Origin of the sequence: Bacillus silvicola (assembly GCF_050524305.1) — a bacterium.
GTDB lineage: Bacteria > Bacillota > Bacilli > Bacillales > Bacillaceae_G > Bacillus_A > Bacillus_A cereus_AT.
The window spans coordinates 762,408-782,098 of sequence record NZ_JBNGVC010000012.1 but is presented as its reverse complement, the minus strand read 5'-3'; the positions used below and the strand labels follow the sequence as shown (position 1 = coordinate 782,098).

Below are 19,691 nucleotides of genomic sequence, written 5' to 3'. Positions count from 1 at the left end.
GATTTGAAATGGGAAAACTAGCATTTCTTTTTCCGGGCCAAGGTTCACAGGCAGTTGGAATGGGTAGACAGTTAGCGGAGAATAATAACGAGGTTGCGAAAGTGTTTGCAAAAGCGGATGAGGTGCTGCAAGATTCACTTTCAGAAGTGATTTTTGAAGGGCCACAGGAAAAACTAACATTAACGACAAATGCACAACCTGCTTTATTAACAACGAGTTTTGCAATTTTAACAGCTTTGAAGGAGTATGATATTATACCGGATTTTGTCGCGGGACATAGTTTAGGTGAATATAGCGCTCTTGTAGCAGCGGGTGCATTAACTTTTGAAGATGCTGTATATGCTGTAAGGAAACGCGGGGAATATATGGAAGAAGCGGTTCCGGGCGGGGAAGGTGCAATGGCAGCTATTTTAGGTGCTGATCCGGAAATGCTGAAACAAGTTACAGAAGAAGTAACAAGTGAAGGATATGCGGTGCAAATTGCTAATATGAATAGCACGAAGCAAATTGTTATTTCTGGAACAAATCAAGGAGTAGAACTTGCTTCTCAAAGAGCGAAAGAAAATGGTGCTAAAAGAGCAATTCCTCTTAAAGTAAGCGGACCATTTCATTCCTCACTTATGAAGCCAGCTGCTGAGAGATTCCAAAGTGTTTTAAATGAAATTACAATTCAAGACACGAATATTCCTGTTATTGCAAATGTTACAGCGGACGTTATTACACGTGGTACAGATATTAAAGAAAAGCTGATTGAACAGCTCTATTCGCCTGTATTATGGTATCCATCCATTGAGTATATGGTGAATCAAGGGGTAGATACATTTATTGAAATCGGCCCTGGAAAAGTACTTGCTGGTCTTATGAAGTCGATTGACTCTTCTGTGAAAGCATATGCGATATATGACGAAGAGACATTAAAAGATACCATTTCAAATTTGAGAGGAGAAAACTGATGTTAAAAGGGAAAGTAGCATTAGTAACTGGCGCTTCACGTGGAATTGGTCGTGCGATTGCGATTGATTTAGCAAAACAAGGGGCAAATGTTGTAGTAAATTATGCTGGTAATGAGCAAAAGGCGAATGAAGTAGTCGATGAAATAAAGAAATTAGGTTCAGATGCTATTGCAGTAAGAGCAGATGTTGCAAATGCTGAAGATGTTACGAGTATGGTGAAACAAACTGTAGATACGTTTGGACAAGTAGATATTCTTGTAAACAACGCTGGTGTAACAAAAGATAATTTATTAATGCGTATGAAAGAGGAAGAATGGGATACAGTTATTAATACAAACTTAAAAGGTGTTTTCTTATGTACGAAGGCAGTATCTCGTTATATGATGCGTCAACGTCATGGACGTATTATTAATATCGCTTCTGTTGTCGGAGTAACAGGAAACCCAGGACAAGCAAACTATGTTGCTGCTAAAGCTGGTGTAATTGGATTAACAAAAACATCAGCAAAAGAATTAGCGAGCCGAAATATTACTGTAAATGCAATTGCTCCAGGCTTTATTGCGACTGATATGACGGATGTATTAGATGAAAATATAAAAGCCGAAATGTTAAAATTAATTCCTGCAGCTCAGTTTGGTGAAGCGCAAGATATCGCAAATACTGTAACGTTTTTTGCTGCTGATCAAAGCAAATATATTACAGGACAAACGTTAAATGTTGATGGCGGAATGGTAATGTAATAAAAGAATCGATTTCACCTAGTTTTTTTGGACAATATTTTATATAATATTTGAGGGGAGGTGAATGGAATGGCAGATGTTTTAGAGCGTGTAACAAAAATCATCGTTGATCGTTTAGGTGTAGAAGAAACTGAAGTAGTACCGGCTGCTAGCTTTAAAGAAGATTTAGGCGCAGACTCCCTAGATGTAGTAGAACTTGTAATGCAATTGGAAGACGAATTCGAAATGGAAATTTCTGATGAAGATGCTGAAAAGATTGCTACTGTTGGCGATGCTGTGACTTACATAGAGAGTCATCTATAATGCTTAAGTGAAGTCCCGTTTTTTAGCGGGGCTTCTCGGCTTATATCTGGAGGGACCTATGCCGTACCGAAAACATAGAGAAAAAAAATACGAAATAAAATATCGTGAAGCGTTTAAAGTATTTCAAGAAGAGATAGGTATTACGTTTTCAGATGAAAAATTATTGATTCAAGCATTTACGCATTCATCGTATGTGAATGAGCATCGAAAAAAACCGCATGAGGACAATGAGCGTCTTGAATTTCTTGGTGATGCTGTATTGGAACTCACTGTATCACAGTATCTGTTTCAAAAATATCCGACAATGAGCGAAGGAGAGTTAACAAAACTACGTGCAGCTATTGTATGTGAACCATCTCTTGTTCGTTTTGCAAACGAATTGTCATTTGGTAGCCTTGTTTTATTAGGGAAAGGTGAGGAAATGACGGGTGGACGTGAACGACCAGCTTTATTAGCGGATGTCTTTGAAGCGTTTATTGGTGCCCTTTATCTTGATCAAGGGCTTGAAACAGTTTGGGGATTCTTAAAAGAAGTTGTATATCCGAAAATTAATGAAGGTGCTTTTTCTCATGTGATGGATTATAAGAGTCAATTGCAAGAATTGATTCAGCGTGATGGTAGTGGGAACATTGAGTATCAAATTTTGCAAGAAAAAGGACCGGCCCATAACCGAGAATTTGTGTCACGTGTAACTTTAAATAATGAGGCATTAGGTCTTGGGAGTGGTAAGTCAAAAAAAGAGGCAGAGCAACAAGCTGCTGCAGAAGCATTGAAAAAATTAAAAGAACAATTATGAGGAATCCCCCTTTGAATGAGGGGGATTCCTTATGCATAGAATGAAACTTTCCTTTTGTTTATAAATAAAAGGAGTGGGAAATCCGTATAGTAGCTTGTTTTCGTACAGACAATGTTTACAACAACGGAGAATAGGAGGAAGGCCTTTCGTGTTTTTAAAAAGATTAGAAATAGCAGGATTTAAATCTTTTGCTGAGCGTGTATCTGTCGATTTTGTTCCAGGTGTAACTTCTGTAGTAGGACCTAACGGGAGCGGGAAAAGTAATATTACTGATGCGATTCGCTGGGTACTTGGTGAACAATCTGCAAAGTCATTACGTGGTGCAAAAATGGAGGATATTATTTTTGCAGGTAGTGATACGAGAAGAGCGGTTAATATTGCTGAAGTAACATTAACTTTAAATAATGAAGACCAACGATTACCGATTGAATATAACGAGGTGTGTGTAACACGTCGTGTATCTCGTTCGGGTGATAGTGATTTTTATATTAATAAACAATCTTGTAGACTGAAAGATATTATTGATTTATTTATGGACTCTGGTATGGGAAGAGAAGCTTTTTCAATTATTAGCCAGGGGAAAGTCGAAGAGATTTTAAGTAGTAAATCGGAAGAACGTCGAGGGGTATTTGAGGAAGCTGCGGGTGTGCTGAAATACAAACTTCGTAAAAAGAAAGCCGAAGGGAAATTAGCAGAAACACAAGAAAACTTAAATCGTGTGCAAGATATTATACATGAATTGAGTAGTCAAGTAGAGCCGCTAGAAAGACAAGCTTCTATAGCGAAAGATTTTCTTGAGAAAAAAGAAGAATTAGAAAAAGTAGAAGCGGCGCTTATTGTACATGAAATTGAAGAATTACATGAAAAGTGGGAAGCGCTTCGAAATCAATTTGGGCATAATAAAGATGAAGAAGTTAAAATGTCGACGAATTTACAAAAAAGTGAAGAAGAGCTTGAGGAATTACGCGGACAATTACAAGCGGTTGATGAATCTGTAAACTCTTTACAAGAAGTTCTTCTTCTTTCTAGTAAAGAGCTAGAAAAGCTAGAAGGGCAGCGTGAGTTGTTAAAGGAAAGAAAGCAAAATGCGACGACGCATTGTGCGCAGCTTGAAAAGCTAATTGTTGAATTGGTAGAGAAAGCTAAAAGTTATGATGGCGAAATTGAAACAAGTACCGAAGCGTTAATGCAATTTGTGAATCAAGTAAAAGAGTTGGAGAAGAAATTGCATGATAATGAGCAACTACTTGCAACTTTTGCCGTGAATCTAGAGGAACAGATTGAGAATTTAAAAGGTGATTATATTGAACTTTTAAATCAACAAGCAAGTCTTCGTAATGAATTATCTATGATTGAAGAACAATCTAAACAGCAAAATTCTAAAAATGAACGCCTTGATGAAGAAAATGAAAAATATGTACAGATGCGTATGGAAATTACAGCGAAAAAAGCGAAACTTGTAGAAAGTTATGAGCAAGTGAAGGAGAAAGTAGCTGGCATTATTTCTAACATACAGAAGACAGAAACGGCACTTGGGAAATGTAAGTCTCAGTATAGTGAAAATGAAACGAAACTGTATCAAGCGTATCAATTTGTGCAACAGGCGCGTTCTCGAAAAGAAATGCTAGAAGAAATGCAAGAGGACTATTCTGGTTTCTATCAAGGGGTACGTGAAGTATTAAAGGCTAGAGAAAATAGATTGCAAGGTATCGAGGGAGCTGTTGCAGAACTTCTGACTGTGCCGAAAGAATATGAAATTGCAATGGAAATCGCCCTTGGGGCAGCGATGCAACATATCGTAGTACAAACAGAAGAACATGCTCGTAATGCAATTGCATTTTTAAAGCAAAATAAACATGGTCGTGCAACGTTTTTACCTCAAGCTGTTATTAAAAGTAGATCGTTATCATTTGAACAATTACGTATTGTGAATCAACATCCAGCGTTTGTTGGTGTGGCGGCAGAACTTGTGCAGTACAACAATAAATATGAGAATGTAGTTTCAAGCCTATTAGGTACTGTTATTGTTGCGAAAGATTTACGCGGTGCAAATGAATTAGCGAAACAATTACAATATCGCTATCGTATTGTAACGCTTGAAGGTGACGTAGTGAATCCTGGTGGTTCTATGACTGGTGGAGCTGTAAAACAGGCGAAATCTTCTTTATTAGGGCGCCAGCGTGAACTTGAAGAATGGACTAAAAAGCTAGCTGATATGGAAGAAAAAACAACGAAGCTAGAAAACTTTGTTAAAGCAGTAAAGCAAGAGATTCAAGAAAAAGAAGTACAAATACGTGAACTACGCCAAGGCGTAGAAACTGAGCGTTTAGATGAACAGAAATTAAGAGAAGAAATTAATCGATTAGAATTAGAAGAACATCGAATTAATGATCGTTTATCTATATACGATTTAGAGATAGAAGGATTTTTACAAGATCAAGTGAAAATGCAAGGGCGTAAAGGAGAGTTAGAAAAGATTTTAGCAACTCTTCAAGCGGAGATTTCGGAATTAGATGGCAAAATCGTCGCATTAACGAAACAAAAAAGTGAGCAACATTCTTCAAAAGAAAAAGTTCAAAAGGAAATGACTGAGCTAAAAGTACAAGCAGCTGAACAACAACAACGTTTATCTAATCAAAAAGAAAAAGTTGAACGATTAACGAAGGAAAAAGAAGAGACTGATACGACACTTGTAAAAACGAAAGAAGATTTAGCGTTCTTAAAACAAGAGATGACGTCTAATTCAAGTGGCGAAGACCAAATTACGAATATGATAGAGAAGAAAGCGTATGATCGTAATCAAACTTCGGATTTAATTCGTTCGCGTCGTGAACAACGCGTATCATTGCAAGAGAGAGTGGAGCATTTAGAACGCGGTGTGAAAGAAACAATAGGTAAACATAAATATATTCTTGAGATGTTGAAAGATCAAGAAGTGAAAATTAACCGACTTGATGTAGAGTTGGAAAATAGATTGCAACATTTACGTGAAACTTATACTATTTCATTTGAAGCAGCAAAACTGAAGTATACAATGACGATGCCTGCAGAAGATGCGCGTAAAAAGGTGAAATTAATTAAACTATCCATTGAAGAGTTAGGCGCAGTAAACTTAGGGGCAATTGATGAATACGAACGTGTAGCAGAACGTCATACATTCTTACTAGAGCAAAGAGATGACCTGGAAGAAGCGAAATCGACGTTACATCAACTTATTACGGAAATGGATGAAGAGATGAAAAAACGCTTTTCTACTACATTCGAAGGAATTCGAACGGAGTTTCAATCTGTATTCTCTGAATTATTCGGAGGCGGAAGAGCGGATTTAGTAATGACAAATCCAGAAGATTTATTAAATACTGGTATTGATATTGTGGCGCAACCGCCAGGGAAGAAACTACAAAACTTAGGTTTACTTTCAGGTGGAGAGCGTGCTTTGACGGCAATTGCGCTCTTATTTGGTATTTTAAAAGTACGCCCAGTCCCATTCTGTGTGCTAGATGAAGTAGAAGCGGCTCTTGATGAGGCTAATGTTGCTCGTTTTGCGCAGTATTTAAAGAAATTTAGTGATGAAACGCAGTTTATTGTAATTACACACCGAAAAGGTACAATGGAAGAGTCTGATGTATTGTACGGTGTAACAATGCAAGAATCAGGGGTATCTAAGCTTGTTTCTGTTCGTTTAGGTGATGGTGAAGAACTTGTAGCAAGTAAATAGGAAGGATGGGAAGTATGAGCTTTTTTAAAAAATTAAAAGAAAAGATTTCAAAACAAACGGATACAGTAACAGAGAAGTTTAAACAAGGATTGGAAAAAACAAGAAATTCATTTGCTGATAAAGTAAATGATTTAGTGTATCGTTACCGTAAAATAGACGAAGACTTCTTTGAGGAATTAGAAGAAATATTAATTAGTGCAGATGTTGGAGTTTCGACAGTGATGGAATTAATTGATCAGTTGAAAGAAGAAGTGCAACGTCGTAACATTCAAGATCCAAAAGAAGTACAGGCTGTGATTTCTGAGAAGTTAGTGGGAATTTACAAAGGTGATAGCGACTTTAGTAATGAAGTTAATATACAAGAGGATCAATTAACAGTTGTTTTATTTGTTGGTGTTAATGGTGTAGGAAAAACGACGACAATTGGTAAGCTTGCACATAAATTTAAATCGGAAGGTAAGTCTGTCCTATTGGCGGCAGGAGATACATTCCGTGCTGGGGCGATTGAACAATTAGAAGTATGGGGCGATCGTGTTGGTGTAGAAGTAATTAAACAAGGATCAGGGTCTGACCCAGCGGCTGTTATGTACGATGCTGTACAGGCAGCGAAGGCTCGTAAAGTGGATGTGTTGCTATGTGATACAGCAGGACGCCTGCAAAACAAAGTCAACTTAATGAAAGAGTTAGAGAAAGTGAAGCGTGTAATTGAGCGTGAAGTACCAGGAGCTCCTCATGAAGTATTACTTGTTATTGATGCAACAACAGGACAAAATGGTTTAAGTCAAGCGAAAACATTCCGCGAGGCAACAAATGTGACTGGTATTGTTTTAACGAAGTTAGACGGAACTGCTAAAGGTGGTATCGTATTAGCAATTCGTAACGAAATGGATGTACCGGTGAAATTTGTTGGACTAGGAGAGCAAATGGATGACTTGCAGCAATTTGATCCAGAACAATATGTGTATGGCTTATTCGCGAACTTGGTAGAAACTGAAGAAGTGTAAGTGAAAGAAGCGGTATTTCCGCTTCTTTTTCTATAAAAAATATGTGATGTTAAGAAAAAAACTTGACACTCTTTTATACTCCATGTAAACTAATTCATGTAAAGGGAAATCACTTAACAAAGGATGATCCAACATGCTCGAAAAAACAACGAGAATGAACTATTTATTTGATTTTTATCAATCGTTGTTAACGCAAAAACAAAGAAGTTATATGTCGCTTTATTATCTAGATGATTTATCTCTTGGTGAAATTGCGGAAGAATTTGATGTAAGCCGCCAAGCCGTGTATGATAACATTAAACGGACTGAAGCGATGCTTGAAGAATATGAAGATAAATTAGTATTACTTCAAAAGTTTCAAGAGCGACAGCGACTTGTTGCAAAGCTAAAACAGCTAATCAGCGAAGAAGAGCATGTGAATGAAGAAATGAAACAAGTTGTTGAAGCTATCGAAAAATTAGATTAGGAGGGCGGCAATATGGCATTTGAAGGATTAGCCGACCGACTTCAACAGACAATGCAAAAAATCCGCGGCAAAGGAAAAGTTTCTGAAGCCGATGTGAAAGAAATGATGAGAGAAGTTCGTCTAGCTCTTTTAGAAGCAGATGTTAACTTTAAAGTAGTAAAAGATTTTATAAAGCGTGTGTCTGAGCGTGCTGTCGGACAAGATGTAATGAAAAGTTTGACACCTGGACAACAAGTAATTAAAATCGTACAGGAAGAACTTACAGAACTTATGGGCGGAGAGCAAAGCAAAATTGCTGTTGCTAATAAGCCACCGACTGTTATTATGATGGTTGGTCTGCAAGGTGCGGGTAAAACAACGACAACAGGTAAGCTTGCGAATTTACTTCGTAAAAAGTATAATCGTAAACCGATGCTTGTTGCAGCAGATATTTACCGTCCAGCAGCGATTAAACAGCTTGAAACATTAGGGAAGCAATTGGACATGCCTGTTTTCTCTTTAGGAGATAAAGTAAGTCCAGTTGAAATTGCGAAACAAGCGATTGCAAAAGCAAAAGAAGATCATCACGATTATGTTTTAATTGATACAGCGGGTCGCCTGCATATTGATGAAGAACTAATGGATGAATTAGCGAAAGTTAAAGAAGTTGCGAAACCGGATGAAATTTTCCTTGTTGTCGATGCGATGACAGGACAAGACGCGGTAAATGTAGCACAAAGTTTCCATGAGCAGTTAGGTTTAACAGGTGTTGTATTAACGAAATTAGATGGTGATACGCGCGGTGGTGCGGCATTATCTATTAAGGCTGTAACAAACACACCAATTAAATTTGCTGGTATGGGCGAAAAACTAGATGCGATTGAAGCGTTCCATCCAGAACGTATGGCATCCCGTATTTTAGGGATGGGCGACGTCTTAACATTAATTGAAAAAGCGCAAGCTACAGTTGATGAAGAGAAAGCAAAAGAACTTGAGCAAAAAATGCGTACGCTTTCGTTTACGCTTGACGATTTCCTAGAACAACTTGGACAAGTGCGTCAACTTGGACCGCTTGACGAATTGTTAGGAATGCTTCCTGGTGCAAATAAAATTAAAGGGCTGAAAAATGCACAAGTTGATGAAAAACAAATTGGGCATATTGAGGCAATTATTCGTTCTATGACTAAATTAGAGCGAGAACAACCGGAAATAATCAATGCTAGTCGTAAAAAACGCATTGCCAAAGGTAGCGGTACAACCGTACAAGAAATTAATCGTCTAATCAAGCAATTTGATGATATGAAAAAAATGATGAAGACGATGACTGGAATGCAAAAAGGTAAGAAAAAAGGACTAGGTGGATTGAAGTTTCCATTCATGTAAGGAAAAAAGATGGCTCTGTTAAGAAAAAATACTTTACAAAGCAATAGTCTTTTTGCTAATATAATTATCTGTGTGAAATAAATTCGGAGGTGCTTTATAAATGGCAGTTAAAATTCGTTTAAAACGTATGGGAGCTAAAAAAACTCCTTTCTATCGTGTAGTTGTTGCAGATTCTCGTTCTCCTCGTGACGGACGTTTCATTGAGGAAATCGGTACTTACAATCCGGTTGCTCAACCAGCTGAAGTTAAGATCAACGAAGAAGCAGCATTAAAATGGTTAGGAAACGGTGCTAAACCATCTGATACAGTTCGTAACCTATTCTCTAACCAAGGTATCATGGAGAAATTCCACTTATCTAAACAAGGTAAGTAATTGAGGCAATGACTATGAAGAAGTTAGTCGAGACGATTGTCAAGCCTCTTGTCGATCATCCTGAAGATGTAAAAGTTACACAGGAACTTTGCAACGGAGAGATAAAGTATCGATTAACTGTACATCCTGAGGATGTTGGAAAAGTCATTGGAAAGCAAGGGAAGGTTGCGAAAGCAATTCGAATGCTCTTGTATTCAGTGGGACATCATAATGATGAAAAAGTAACACTGGAAATTCAATAAACGTAAAAAGGGCGAGGAGTTAATTCCTCTCCCTTTTTTAACATTTAAAGAGAAGTTGCATGTTCCATATATGAAATGGAGATGCTTAATTTATATAGAAACCAGGGGTGACATACTATTTATGACAAAATGGTTTAACGTAGGGAAAATTGTAAATACTCATGGCGTAAGAGGAGAAATTCGTGTAATTTCTCGTACTGATTTTCCGGAAGAGCGATATAAAGTAGGAAACACGTTATACATATGTAATGAGAAAGGTACAGACTATCTTCCAGTGAAGGTAAATTCTCATCGTCAACATAAGACATTTGATTTATTAACATTGGAAGGCTACAACAATGTAGATGAAGTAGAGAAGTTGAAAGGTTCTTTAATAAAAGTACCAGAAGAGCGGTTAGGCGAACTAGCTGAAGGTGAATACTATTATCATGAAATTATTGGTTGCAGTGTTGTAACGGAAGAAGGAGAAGCGTTAGGAACGATCAAAGAGATCCTATCTCCTGGTGCGAATGATGTATGGGTGATTAAGCGTCCAAAAGGTCAAGATCTTTTAATTCCTTATATCGATGACGTTGTACTACAAGTTAACATTGAGAATAAATTAGTAACCATTCATGTAATGGAAGGGTTGCTATAATGAAAATTGACATTTTAACATTGTTTCCAGATATGTTTACGGGTGTGTTTGGGTCTTCAATTTTAAAGAAAGCACAAGAAAAAGAAGCGGTAGAGCTTCGTGTTGTCAATTTCCGTGATTATACAACTAGTAAGCATAATAGTGTAGATGATTATCCGTATGGTGGGGGAGCTGGGATGGTATTAACTCCTCAGCCTATCTTTGATGCGGTGGAAGAGTTAACGAAGGAAACAGACCGTAAACCGAGAATCGTCTTAATGTGTCCACAAGGAGAGCGTTTTACGCAGAGGAAGGCAGAAGAGCTTGCTGAAGAAGAGCATGTTATTTTTGTATGTGGCCATTATGAAGGGTACGATGAACGAATTCGTGAACATCTTGTAACAGATGAGATTTCTATTGGTGATTACGTATTGACCGGTGGAGAATTAGCCTCAATGGTGATTACTGATAGTGTTGTACGTCTCCTGCCAGGAGTGCTAGGGAATCAAACGTCACAAGTGGAAGACTCTTTTAGCACAGGCTTGTTAGAACATCCACATTATACACGTCCTGCTGATTTTCGTGGTATGAAGGTACCGGATGTATTAATGTCAGGAAATCATAAAAACATTGATGAATGGCGCCATAAAGAATCCTTGCGTCGCACGTATACGCGTAGACCAGATTTACTAGAAGAGCGAGAATTACCTAAGCAGGAAGAGAAATGGCTGGAGCAAATTAAAAAAGACCAATAAGGGCTTGATATATTTTCTATTGCAACAGTCCTAGCAATATGCTATTATAACATTTGTGCTACTGAAATCAGTAGCCGTATTAACGATGTTCCGCTGTAATTTATTAAGACTTTATAAGAGCATCTGTTTAAAGGAGAGAATTTAATATGCAACAATTAATCGCAGAAATTACAAAAGGCCAATTAAAAACTGACCTTCCTTCATTCCGTCCTGGAGACACTTTACGTGTACACGTAAAAGTAGTTGAGGGAACTCGTGAAAGAATTCAGCTTTTCGAAGGTGTTGTAATCAAACGTCGTGGTGGCGGAATCAGTGAAACATTCACAGTTCGTAAGATTTCTTACGGCGTAGGTGTTGAGCGTACATTCCCAGTTCACACGCCAAGAATCGCGAACATCGAAGTACTTCGCCGTGGTAAAGTACGTCGTGCTAAGTTATACTACTTACGTAACCTTCGCGGTAAAAAAGCACGTATTAAAGAAATTCGATAAGACATGTATGGGAGCTTGTAAATGCACAAGCTCCCTTTTTCCAATCTATATAAAATTTTGATATAATACGAGCAGCTTACATAATTGTGGAGGGGAAATGCATGAAGAAAGAAAAGAGTTCACTTTGGGAATGGATCAAAGCAATTTTGATTGCTATTGTATTAGCGGGCGTTATTAGACAGTTTTTCTTTGCGCCAATTCTCGTAGATGGTGTATCGATGTCACCAACTTTACATGACCGTGATCGAATGATTGTTAATAAAATAGGTTATCACATAGGTGATCCGAAGCGCTTTGATATTATTGTATTTCGAGCGACGGAAGAAAAAGATTATATTAAGCGTATTATCGGCTTACCAGGCGATGAAATCGAATATCGTAATGATACGCTATACGTTAATGGAAAAGCTTATGAGGAGCCGTATTTAGACAAACAGAAAAAACAAATTTCTGACGGACCGCTTACATATGATTTTACTCTTGAAGAAATGACTGGAAAGAAAACTGTCCCAGAAGGTCAATTATTTGTTTTAGGTGATAATCGCCGTTTTAGTAAAGATAGCCGGACAATTGGTACCATTTCAGTGGACCAAGTAATTGGTAATGCAAATATGTTATATTGGCCGTTAAAAGACGCACGTATTGTGAAATAACAGAAAAAGAAGGTGGCAACATGGCAATTCAATGGTTCCCAGGACATATGGCAAAGGCTAGACGCCAAGTAACAGAAAAATTAAAGTTAATCGATGTTGTAATTGAGCTTGTAGATGCTCGATTACCTTTATCTTCTCGAAATCCGATGATTGATGAAATTATTACACATAAACCGAGACTGGTTGTTTTAAATAAGGCAGATATGGCAGACGATCGTTTAACGAAACAATGGATCGCGTATTTTAAAGAAAAGGGCCATAAGGCAATTTCAATTAACGCGCAAGCTGGACAAGGTATGAAAGAAATTGCAGCAGCTTGTAAAATACTTGTTAAAGAAAAATTTGATAAAATGGTTGCTAAAGGTATTAGACCGAGAGCGATTCGTGCTTTAATTGTAGGTATTCCAAATGTTGGTAAATCTACTTTGATTAATAAATTAGCGAAGAAGAATATCGCAAAAACAGGAGATCGTCCTGGAGTAACTACGGCTCAGCAGTGGATTAAAGTTGGAAAAGAAATGGAGTTACTTGATACACCGGGTATTTTGTGGCCTAAATTTGAAGATCAATTAGTTGGTTTACGTCTAGCTACGACTGGTGCAATTAAAGACTCTATTTTAAATCTACAAGATGTAGCTGTTTATGCATTACGTTTTATGGAGAAACATTATCCAGAACGATTAAAAGAGCGATATAATTTAAATGACATTCCAGAAGATATTGTGGAGTTATTTGATGCAATCGGAAAAAACAGAGGTTGCCTAATGGGCGGCGGCATGATTGACTATGATAAAACATCTGAACTTGTACTTCGTGAGCTTCGTGGTGGTAAACTTGGAAAAATGACGTTTGAAACACCAGAAGAGTATGCAGAGCAGGTAGAAGATGTGGAAAAAGTAGAAGAAGTATAAGACGTGCGTATGTGCGTCTTTTCTTTTTGGATACGTTTAAAAAGGAGTGTAGATAGATGCAAAAAATGACTATACAAGAAGCCGAATGTTTACTACAAGAAATTATAAATGAAGAAGATGAGCGTTTTCAAATGTTAGTGAAAGACGAGAGAAAAGGTGTTCAAAAATTAATTTTGAAGTGGTATAAACAAAAAGAGTTAGCACACAAGGAAAAAGAAAAATTTCTAGAAATGTCTAAGTATGAACATGCTTTGCGTGAAAAAGGAATCATGTACATTGCTGGCATTGATGAAGTGGGACGAGGACCGTTAGCTGGACCTGTTGTGACGGCTGCTGTTGTCCTTCCAGAAGAGTTTTATGTTCCAGGGTTAAATGACTCGAAAAAGTTGAGTGAAGCGAAACGAGAGCGTTTTTATGATGAAATTAAAGAGCATGCAATTGCAATTGGAGTTGGAATTGTATCACCACAAATTATTGATGAAATCAATATTTATCAAGCAACGAAGCAAGCGATGTTAGATGCAGTTGCCAATTTATCATGTACACCAGAATATTTATTAATCGATGCGATGAAGTTGCCTACATCAATTCCGCAAACATCAATCATTAAAGGTGATGCGAAAAGTATATCTATTTCAGCTGCATCTATTATTGCGAAAGTGACAAGAGATCGTATAATGAAAGAGTTAGGTAAAAAGTATCCTGCATATGGATTTGAACAACATATGGGATATGGGACGAAACAGCATTTAGAAGCGATTGAATCACATGGAGTGTTAGAGGAACATCGGAAATCATTTGCGCCAATTAAAGGTATGATTTAAAAATAAGCTGTGAATATACAGCTTATTTTTTTATTTTGGTATATGAACATTATTATTTTCGAAAAAGAATAAAGCGATTTCAGTTTTCTGACACTTTATTGTAGACAGCGTGCCAATCATCTTATACAATGGCAATGTAATGTTTTTTAAACATTAAAAAACTTTTCGAGTAAAACAGGAAAACAGGGGAGGATGGGACCATGAATATCCATGAGTACCAAGGTAAGGCAGTCCTTAGAAGCTATGGGGTTAGCGTTCCGAACGGGAAGGTTGCATTTACAGTAGAAGAAGCTGTAGAAGCAGCTAAAGAATTAGGAACGGAAGTATGTGTAGTTAAAGCGCAAATTCACGCTGGTGGACGCGGCAAAGCTGGCGGAGTAAAAGTTGCGAAAAATTTAGAAGAAGTTCGTACATATGCAGAAAGCATTTTAGGAACTACACTTGTGACGCATCAAACAGGTCCTGAAGGTAAGGAAGTAAAACGCTTACTTATCGAAGAAGGTTGCGATATTAAAAAAGAATATTATGTAGGTCTTGTGTTAGATCGTGCAACTTCTCAAGTTGTTTTAATGGCATCTGAAGAAGGTGGAACAGAAATTGAAGAAGTAGCAGAAAAAACACCTGAAAAAATCTTTAAAGAATATATTGATCCAGCAGTAGGTTTACAAGGTTTCCAAGCACGTCGAATCGCGTTTAACATCAATATTCCAAAAGAGCTTGTAGGACAAGCTGTGAAGTTTATGATGGGCTTATATAGTGCGTTTATCGAAAAAGATTGCTCTATCGCTGAGATTAATCCACTTGTTACAACAGGTGACGGTAAAGTTATGGCTTTAGATGCGAAATTAAACTTCGATTCTAATGCGTTATATCGCCATAAAGACATTTTAGAACTTCGTGATCTTGATGAAGAAGATTCAAAAGAAATTGAAGCTTCTAAATATGACTTAAACTACATTCCTTTAGATGGAAATATCGGTTGTATGGTTAATGGTGCAGGTTTAGCAATGGCTACAATGGATATCATTAAACATTACCATGGTGATCCAGCTAACTTCTTAGATGTTGGTGGCGGCGCGACAGCTGAAAAAGTTACAGAAGCATTCAAAATTATCCTTTCTGACAAAAATGTAAAAGGTATCTTCGTTAACATTTTTGGTGGCATTATGAAGTGTGATGTTATTGCAGAAGGTGTTATTGAAGCAACGAAGCAAGTGGGTCTTGAGTTACCTTTAGTTGTACGTCTTGAAGGTACAAACGTAGAGTTAGGTAAGAAGATTTTAAATGAGTCTGGCTTAAATATTGTTGCAGCAGAATCTATGGCAGACGGTGCACAAAAAATTGTTTCACTAGTGGGCTAATAGAAAGCGGGGGAGAAAAATGAGCGTATTAGTTAATAAAGATACAAAAGTTATTGTTCAAGGTATTACAGGTTCTCAAGGATTATTCCACACAAAACAAATGATTGAATATGGTACGAAAATTGTCGGTGGTGTAACGCCAGGTAAAGGTGGCACTGATATTGAAGGTGTACCAGTATTTGATACTGTAGAAGATGCAGTGAAAGCAACAGGCGCAAATGCTTCAGTTGTATACGTTCCACCCGCTTTTGCGGCTGATGCTATTATGGAAGCAGTTGATGCAAAGATTGATTTAGTAGTATGTATTACTGAAGGAATCCCTGTATTAGATATGGTAAATGTAAAGAGATACATGGCAGGTAAACATACACGTTTACTTGGACCAAACTGTCCTGGTGTCATTACACCTGATGAATGTAAAATTGGTATTATGCCAGGATACATTCATAAAAAAGGTCATGTGGGTATCGTATCTCGCTCTGGTACATTAACGTATGAAGCTGTACATCAGTTAACACAAGAAGGCATTGGCCAATCTACTGCTGTAGGTATCGGTGGGGACCCTGTTAACGGTACAGACTTTATTGATGCGCTAAAAGCATTTAATGAAGATGAAGAAACACATGCTGTAATTATGATTGGTGAAATCGGCGGTACGGCAGAAGAAGAAGCAGCTGAGTGGGTAAAAGCTAATATGACAAAACCGGTTGTCGGCTTCATTGGTGGCCAAACTGCGCCTGAAGGTAAACGTATGGGCCATGCCGGTGCAATCATTTCTGGCGGTAAAGGAACTGCTGCGGAAAAGATTAAAACAATGGAAGCTTGTGGTATTAAAGTAGCTGAAACGCCAGCTGTTATGGGTGAAACATTAATCTCTGTTTTAAAAGAAAAGGGATTATTTGAAACTTGTAAAAACTATTAATCTTTTTGAAAGACACCTTCTTGTTTGAGGGTGTCTTTTTATACTTTTTCTGTTTACATAATAAAAATTATGGGTAAGGAGAATTGGGATGAAAAGAGAACGATTATTGCACCTACATTACATGTTGGCGGATCATTGGAAAGCGATGGAGAGGATACTATATGTTGATCCAGAATTGAATGGGATGTACACTTTTAGTGCAAAGCAATTTGAATATTACGCTGGAATATCCTCGAAAAAATCTTCAGAACTAGTAAATTTTCTTCAGAATGCAAGTCTCCCGCAATATATCTCCTATTTAGAAAAAAATCGAATGTTTTATATGACTATATGGGATGAGGATTATCCAAAATTATTGCGAGAAATACAAGATCCTCCTTTTATTTTATATGGAAAGGGGGAGAGGGCTGTTCTTAGTAAAGTAAATAAATTAGCGATTGTTGGGACGAGAGATCCGTCTTTATACGGAAAGAAGAGTATGGAATTTATTTTACACCCTTTACTTGAAAAGGAATGGCTTATTGTTAGTGGGTTTGCAAGAGGAATAGATACAATTGCTCACGAAGTTACAGTAAGTCAACGTTGCCCGACTATTGCAATCTTAGGACATGGATTATCTTATATGTATCCGAAAGAGAATAGACGTTTATATGACACGTGCAAAGACTATATATTGCTATTGACAGAGTATCCTCCGCATTATGCACCGAAAAAATGGTATTTTCCAAAAAGAAATCGAATTATTAGTGGAATAAGTAAAGGGGTTTTAGTTGTAGAAGCAAAATCGAGAAGTGGATCACTTATTACTGCAGACCTTGCATTAGAGCAAAATAGAGAGGTATTTGCCCTTCCTGGACCAATATTTATAGATAGTGCATCAGGAACGAATTATCTTATTCAACAAGGTGCAAAATTAGTACGAAATGCAGAGGATATCCTGGAGGAAATTATAAATTAACCTTATATTTTTATGTTTTTATTAAACAATTATTGACAAATGGTAGATTGTCACTGTATGGTATATTCATTCTTGATTGACAAAAACAAGAGAAATCAATAAGATTAATGAAGACTTGAATCCACCTCTTAAGGAGGCACTAGCATGTCAGATTACCTCGTAATCGTGGAGTCGCCTTCTAAGGCGAAGACCATTGAGAAATATTTAGGGAAAAAATACAAAGTCGTTGCGTCCATGGGACATGTTCGCGATTTACCTAAAAGCCAAATGGGGATAGAAGTAAAGAATAACTTCACCCCGAAGTATATTACCATTCGTGGTAAAGGTCCCGTTTTAAAAGATTTAAAATCAGCGGCAAAAAAAGCAAAGAAAGTCTATCTCGCGGCCGATCCAGACCGCGAAGGGGAAGCAATTGCTTGGCATTTAGCGAATACGTTAAATGTGGACGTTGAATCAGATTGCCGAGTGGTATTTAATGAGATTACAAAAGATGCAATAAAAGAATCATTTAAACATCCTCGGGCAATTAATATGGATTTAGTAGATGCGCAACAAGCAAGGCGTATACTCGATCGTCTTGTTGGTTACAATATTAGTCCTTTATTATGGAAGAAAGTAAAAAAAGGATTAAGTGCAGGACGCGTACAATCTGTAGCAGTTCGTTTAATTATCGAACGTGAAAAAGAAATTCAAAACTTTGAACCTGAAGAATTCTGGACAATTAAAACAGAATTTGTGAAAGGTAAAGACACATTTGAAGCAAGCTTTTACGGTGTAGATGGTGAAAAAGTTCAATTAACGAACGAAGAACAAGTGAACGAAATAATCGAAAAGATGAAAGATAATGCGTTTTCGGTTGAAAATGTAACGCGAAAAGAGCGAAAGCGTAATCCGGCATTACCGTTTACAACATCTTCCTTGCAACAAGAAGCTGCACGTAAATTAAATATGCGAGCAAAGAAAACAATGATGCTTGCGCAGCAATTGTATGAAGGGATAGATCTTGGAAAGCAAGGGACTGTAGGTCTTATTACGTATATGAGAACCGATTCAACAAGGATCTCAGAAACAGCTCAAACAGAGGCTCGTACTTATATTACAGAGTCGTTCGGTGCGGAATACATAGGGACAGAGAAGAAGAAAGAAACGAAAAAGTCGAATGCACAAGATGCGCATGAGGCGATTCGTCCTACTTCGGTAATGAGAAAGCCAGAGGAACTAAAAAGTTTCTTAGGTCGTGATCAACTACGTTTGTATAAACTGATTTGGGAGCGATTTGTTGCAAGTCAAATGGCATCTGCTATAATGGATACTGTTACAGCGAAACTCATTAATAACAATGTTCAGTTCCGTGCAAGTGGATCGGTTGTAAAGTTTCCAGGATTTATGAAAGTGTATGTAGAGTCGAAAGATGATGGTGCGGAAGAAAAAGATAAAATGTTGCCACCTTTAGAAGTAGGGGAAACTGTATTTTCAAAAGATATAGAACCGAAGCAACATTTCACACAACCTCCGCCGCGTTATACAGAGGCTCGTCTAGTAAGAACACTTGAGGAACTTGGAATTGGGAGACCTTCTACATATGTACCGACACTTGAAACGATTCAAAAACGTGGATACGTTGGTTTAGATAATAAACGCTTCGTTCCGACTGAACTTGGTGGAATAGTAATCGAACTTATTTTAGAGTTTTTCCCGGAAATTATTAACATTGAATTTACTGCCAATATGGAGCAAAGCCTTGATGAAGTAGAAGAAGGAAATGCGAATTGGGTGAAAATTGTTGATGATTTCTACGTAGAATTTGAACCGCGCTTAGAGAAAGCGGAAAAAGAAATGCGTGAAGTGGAAATTAAAGATGAACCAGCTGGGGAAGACTGTGAATTATGTGAGCACCCAATGGTCTTTAAAATGGGTAAATACGGGAAGTTTATGGCATGTTCGAATTTCCCTGATTGTCGTAATACAAAGCCGATTGTGAAAGAAATCGGTGTTACTTGTCCGAAGTGTGATAAAGGACAGATTATTGAACGTCGAAGTAATAAAAAGAAACGTCTTTTCTATGGGTGCGGTACGTATCCAGAGTGTGACTTTGTATCTTGGGATAAGCCAATTGGCCGTAAATGTCCGAAGTGCGAAGGTATGCTTGTAGAGAAGAAGTTGAAAAAAGGCGTGCAAGTACAATGTATTTCGTGTGATTATGAAGAAGAACAACAAATGTGAGCGTAACTGCTCACATTTTT

The 19,691-nt window shown here is 37.5% G+C and carries 20 protein-coding genes; all 20 read left to right on the top strand.

The window, feature by feature from the left end; genetic code table 11:
• The first annotated feature begins 8 nt into the window (after nucleotides 1-8).
• Nucleotides 9-953, top strand: a complete 945-nt coding sequence (fabD, locus tag ACP6L7_RS15775) for an ACP S-malonyltransferase (protein WP_097830952.1) — start codon at nucleotides 9-11, stop codon at nucleotides 951-953.
• Nucleotides 953-1,693, top strand: coding sequence for a 3-oxoacyl-[acyl-carrier-protein] reductase (gene fabG, locus ACP6L7_RS15770; protein ID WP_097830953.1), 741 nt, complete (start codon nucleotides 953-955; stop codon nucleotides 1,691-1,693). Before fabD ends, fabG begins: the two co-directional genes overlap by 1 nt.
• Nucleotides 1,694-1,762: 69 nt before the next feature.
• Nucleotides 1,763-1,996: an acyl carrier protein gene (gene acpP / locus ACP6L7_RS15765; RefSeq protein ID WP_000786062.1), complete on the top strand. Its 234-nt coding sequence runs from the start codon at nucleotides 1,763-1,765 to the stop codon at nucleotides 1,994-1,996.
• 58 nt (nucleotides 1,997-2,054) lie between these two features.
• The gene (gene rncS, locus ACP6L7_RS15760) at nucleotides 2,055-2,792 is read left to right on the top strand and encodes a ribonuclease III (RefSeq protein ID WP_097830954.1); all 738 of its coding nucleotides are present in this window, start codon (nucleotides 2,055-2,057) and stop codon (nucleotides 2,790-2,792) included.
• A gap of 148 nt (nucleotides 2,793-2,940) precedes the next feature.
• Entirely contained in the window at nucleotides 2,941-6,510 is a 3,570-nt protein-coding gene (gene smc, locus ACP6L7_RS15755) for a chromosome segregation protein SMC (RefSeq protein WP_097830955.1), read from the top strand.
• A gap of 14 nt (nucleotides 6,511-6,524) precedes the next feature.
• Complete coding sequence (gene ftsY, locus ACP6L7_RS15750; protein WP_000007653.1) at nucleotides 6,525-7,514, top strand: signal recognition particle-docking protein FtsY; 990 nt, start codon at nucleotides 6,525-6,527, stop codon at nucleotides 7,512-7,514.
• Between the two features lie 133 nt (nucleotides 7,515-7,647).
• Nucleotides 7,648-7,980, top strand: coding sequence for a putative DNA-binding protein (locus ACP6L7_RS15745; RefSeq protein ID WP_000891061.1), 333 nt, complete (start codon nucleotides 7,648-7,650; stop codon nucleotides 7,978-7,980).
• Between the two features lie 12 nt (nucleotides 7,981-7,992).
• Nucleotides 7,993-9,342, top strand: coding sequence for a signal recognition particle protein (ffh, locus tag ACP6L7_RS15740; protein ID WP_097830956.1), 1,350 nt, complete (start codon nucleotides 7,993-7,995; stop codon nucleotides 9,340-9,342).
• 100 nt (nucleotides 9,343-9,442) lie between these two features.
• The gene (gene rpsP, locus ACP6L7_RS15735; protein ID WP_000268750.1) at nucleotides 9,443-9,715 is read left to right on the top strand and encodes a 30S ribosomal protein S16; all 273 of its coding nucleotides are present in this window, start codon (nucleotides 9,443-9,445) and stop codon (nucleotides 9,713-9,715) included.
• A 14-nt stretch (nucleotides 9,716-9,729) separates the two neighbouring features.
• A complete protein-coding gene (locus tag ACP6L7_RS15730; protein ID WP_000737392.1) occupies nucleotides 9,730-9,957 on the top strand; it encodes a KH domain-containing protein in 228 nt (75 codons plus the stop codon).
• A 121-nt stretch (nucleotides 9,958-10,078) separates the two neighbouring features.
• Complete coding sequence (rimM, locus tag ACP6L7_RS15725) at nucleotides 10,079-10,594, top strand: ribosome maturation factor RimM (RefSeq protein WP_430529302.1); 516 nt, start codon at nucleotides 10,079-10,081, stop codon at nucleotides 10,592-10,594.
• Nucleotides 10,594-11,328 (top strand): tRNA (guanosine(37)-N1)-methyltransferase TrmD, encoded by a 735-nt coding sequence (gene trmD, locus ACP6L7_RS15720; RefSeq protein WP_430529301.1) that lies wholly within the window; start codon nucleotides 10,594-10,596, stop codon nucleotides 11,326-11,328. The genes rimM and trmD overlap by 1 nt, the downstream gene beginning before the upstream one ends.
• A 146-nt stretch (nucleotides 11,329-11,474) precedes the next feature.
• Nucleotides 11,475-11,819, top strand: a complete 345-nt coding sequence (gene rplS / locus ACP6L7_RS15715; protein WP_001186517.1) for a 50S ribosomal protein L19 — start codon at nucleotides 11,475-11,477, stop codon at nucleotides 11,817-11,819.
• 101 nt (nucleotides 11,820-11,920) lie between these two features.
• Nucleotides 11,921-12,472: a signal peptidase I gene (gene lepB, locus ACP6L7_RS15710; protein WP_097830958.1), complete on the top strand. Its 552-nt coding sequence runs from the start codon at nucleotides 11,921-11,923 to the stop codon at nucleotides 12,470-12,472.
• 20 nt (nucleotides 12,473-12,492) lie between these two features.
• Entirely contained in the window at nucleotides 12,493-13,383 is an 891-nt protein-coding gene (gene ylqF, locus ACP6L7_RS15705) for a ribosome biogenesis GTPase YlqF (RefSeq protein ID WP_097830959.1), read from the top strand.
• Between the two features lie 56 nt (nucleotides 13,384-13,439).
• Nucleotides 13,440-14,207, top strand: a complete 768-nt coding sequence (gene rnhB / locus ACP6L7_RS15700; RefSeq protein ID WP_430529300.1) for a ribonuclease HII — start codon at nucleotides 13,440-13,442, stop codon at nucleotides 14,205-14,207.
• 200 nt (nucleotides 14,208-14,407) lie between these two features.
• Nucleotides 14,408-15,568, top strand: a complete 1,161-nt coding sequence (sucC, locus tag ACP6L7_RS15695; protein ID WP_001020797.1) for an ADP-forming succinate--CoA ligase subunit beta — start codon at nucleotides 14,408-14,410, stop codon at nucleotides 15,566-15,568.
• Nucleotides 15,569-15,587: 19 nt separating this feature from the next.
• Entirely contained in the window at nucleotides 15,588-16,490 is a 903-nt protein-coding gene (sucD, locus tag ACP6L7_RS15690) for a succinate--CoA ligase subunit alpha (protein WP_000115185.1), read from the top strand.
• Between the two features lie 88 nt (nucleotides 16,491-16,578).
• The gene (gene dprA, locus ACP6L7_RS15685; protein ID WP_098361637.1) at nucleotides 16,579-17,448 is read left to right on the top strand and encodes a DNA-processing protein DprA; all 870 of its coding nucleotides are present in this window, start codon (nucleotides 16,579-16,581) and stop codon (nucleotides 17,446-17,448) included.
• A gap of 144 nt (nucleotides 17,449-17,592) precedes the next feature.
• Nucleotides 17,593-19,671 (top strand): type I DNA topoisomerase, encoded by a 2,079-nt coding sequence (gene topA / locus ACP6L7_RS15680; RefSeq protein ID WP_097830962.1) that lies wholly within the window; start codon nucleotides 17,593-17,595, stop codon nucleotides 19,669-19,671.
• Nucleotides 19,672-19,691 lie beyond the last annotated feature (20 nt).

Coding starts and splice junctions, on each gene's coding strand:
- fabG (WP_097830953.1), top strand. CDS start 953: ATGTTAAAAGGGAAAGTAGCATTAGTAACTGGCGCTTCACGTGGAATT.
- dprA (WP_098361637.1), top strand. CDS start 16,579: ATGAAAAGAGAACGATTATTGCACCTACATTACATGTTGGCGGATCAT.
- fabD (WP_097830952.1), top strand. CDS start 9: ATGGGAAAACTAGCATTTCTTTTTCCGGGCCAAGGTTCACAGGCAGTT.
- rpsP (WP_000268750.1), top strand. CDS start 9,443: ATGGCAGTTAAAATTCGTTTAAAACGTATGGGAGCTAAAAAAACTCCT.
- rplS (WP_001186517.1), top strand. CDS start 11,475: ATGCAACAATTAATCGCAGAAATTACAAAAGGCCAATTAAAAACTGAC.
- ACP6L7_RS15730 (WP_000737392.1), top strand. CDS start 9,730: ATGAAGAAGTTAGTCGAGACGATTGTCAAGCCTCTTGTCGATCATCCT.
- ACP6L7_RS15745 (WP_000891061.1), top strand. CDS start 7,648: ATGCTCGAAAAAACAACGAGAATGAACTATTTATTTGATTTTTATCAA.
- ffh (WP_097830956.1), top strand. CDS start 7,993: ATGGCATTTGAAGGATTAGCCGACCGACTTCAACAGACAATGCAAAAA.
- ylqF (WP_097830959.1), top strand. CDS start 12,493: ATGGCAATTCAATGGTTCCCAGGACATATGGCAAAGGCTAGACGCCAA.
- rimM (WP_430529302.1), top strand. CDS start 10,079: ATGACAAAATGGTTTAACGTAGGGAAAATTGTAAATACTCATGGCGTA.
- sucD (WP_000115185.1), top strand. CDS start 15,588: ATGAGCGTATTAGTTAATAAAGATACAAAAGTTATTGTTCAAGGTATT.
- lepB (WP_097830958.1), top strand. CDS start 11,921: ATGAAGAAAGAAAAGAGTTCACTTTGGGAATGGATCAAAGCAATTTTG.
- rnhB (WP_430529300.1), top strand. CDS start 13,440: ATGCAAAAAATGACTATACAAGAAGCCGAATGTTTACTACAAGAAATT.
- rncS (WP_097830954.1), top strand. CDS start 2,055: ATGCCGTACCGAAAACATAGAGAAAAAAAATACGAAATAAAATATCGT.
- sucC (WP_001020797.1), top strand. CDS start 14,408: ATGAATATCCATGAGTACCAAGGTAAGGCAGTCCTTAGAAGCTATGGG.
- topA (WP_097830962.1), top strand. CDS start 17,593: ATGTCAGATTACCTCGTAATCGTGGAGTCGCCTTCTAAGGCGAAGACC.
- trmD (WP_430529301.1), top strand. CDS start 10,594: ATGAAAATTGACATTTTAACATTGTTTCCAGATATGTTTACGGGTGTG.
- ftsY (WP_000007653.1), top strand. CDS start 6,525: ATGAGCTTTTTTAAAAAATTAAAAGAAAAGATTTCAAAACAAACGGAT.
- acpP (WP_000786062.1), top strand. CDS start 1,763: ATGGCAGATGTTTTAGAGCGTGTAACAAAAATCATCGTTGATCGTTTA.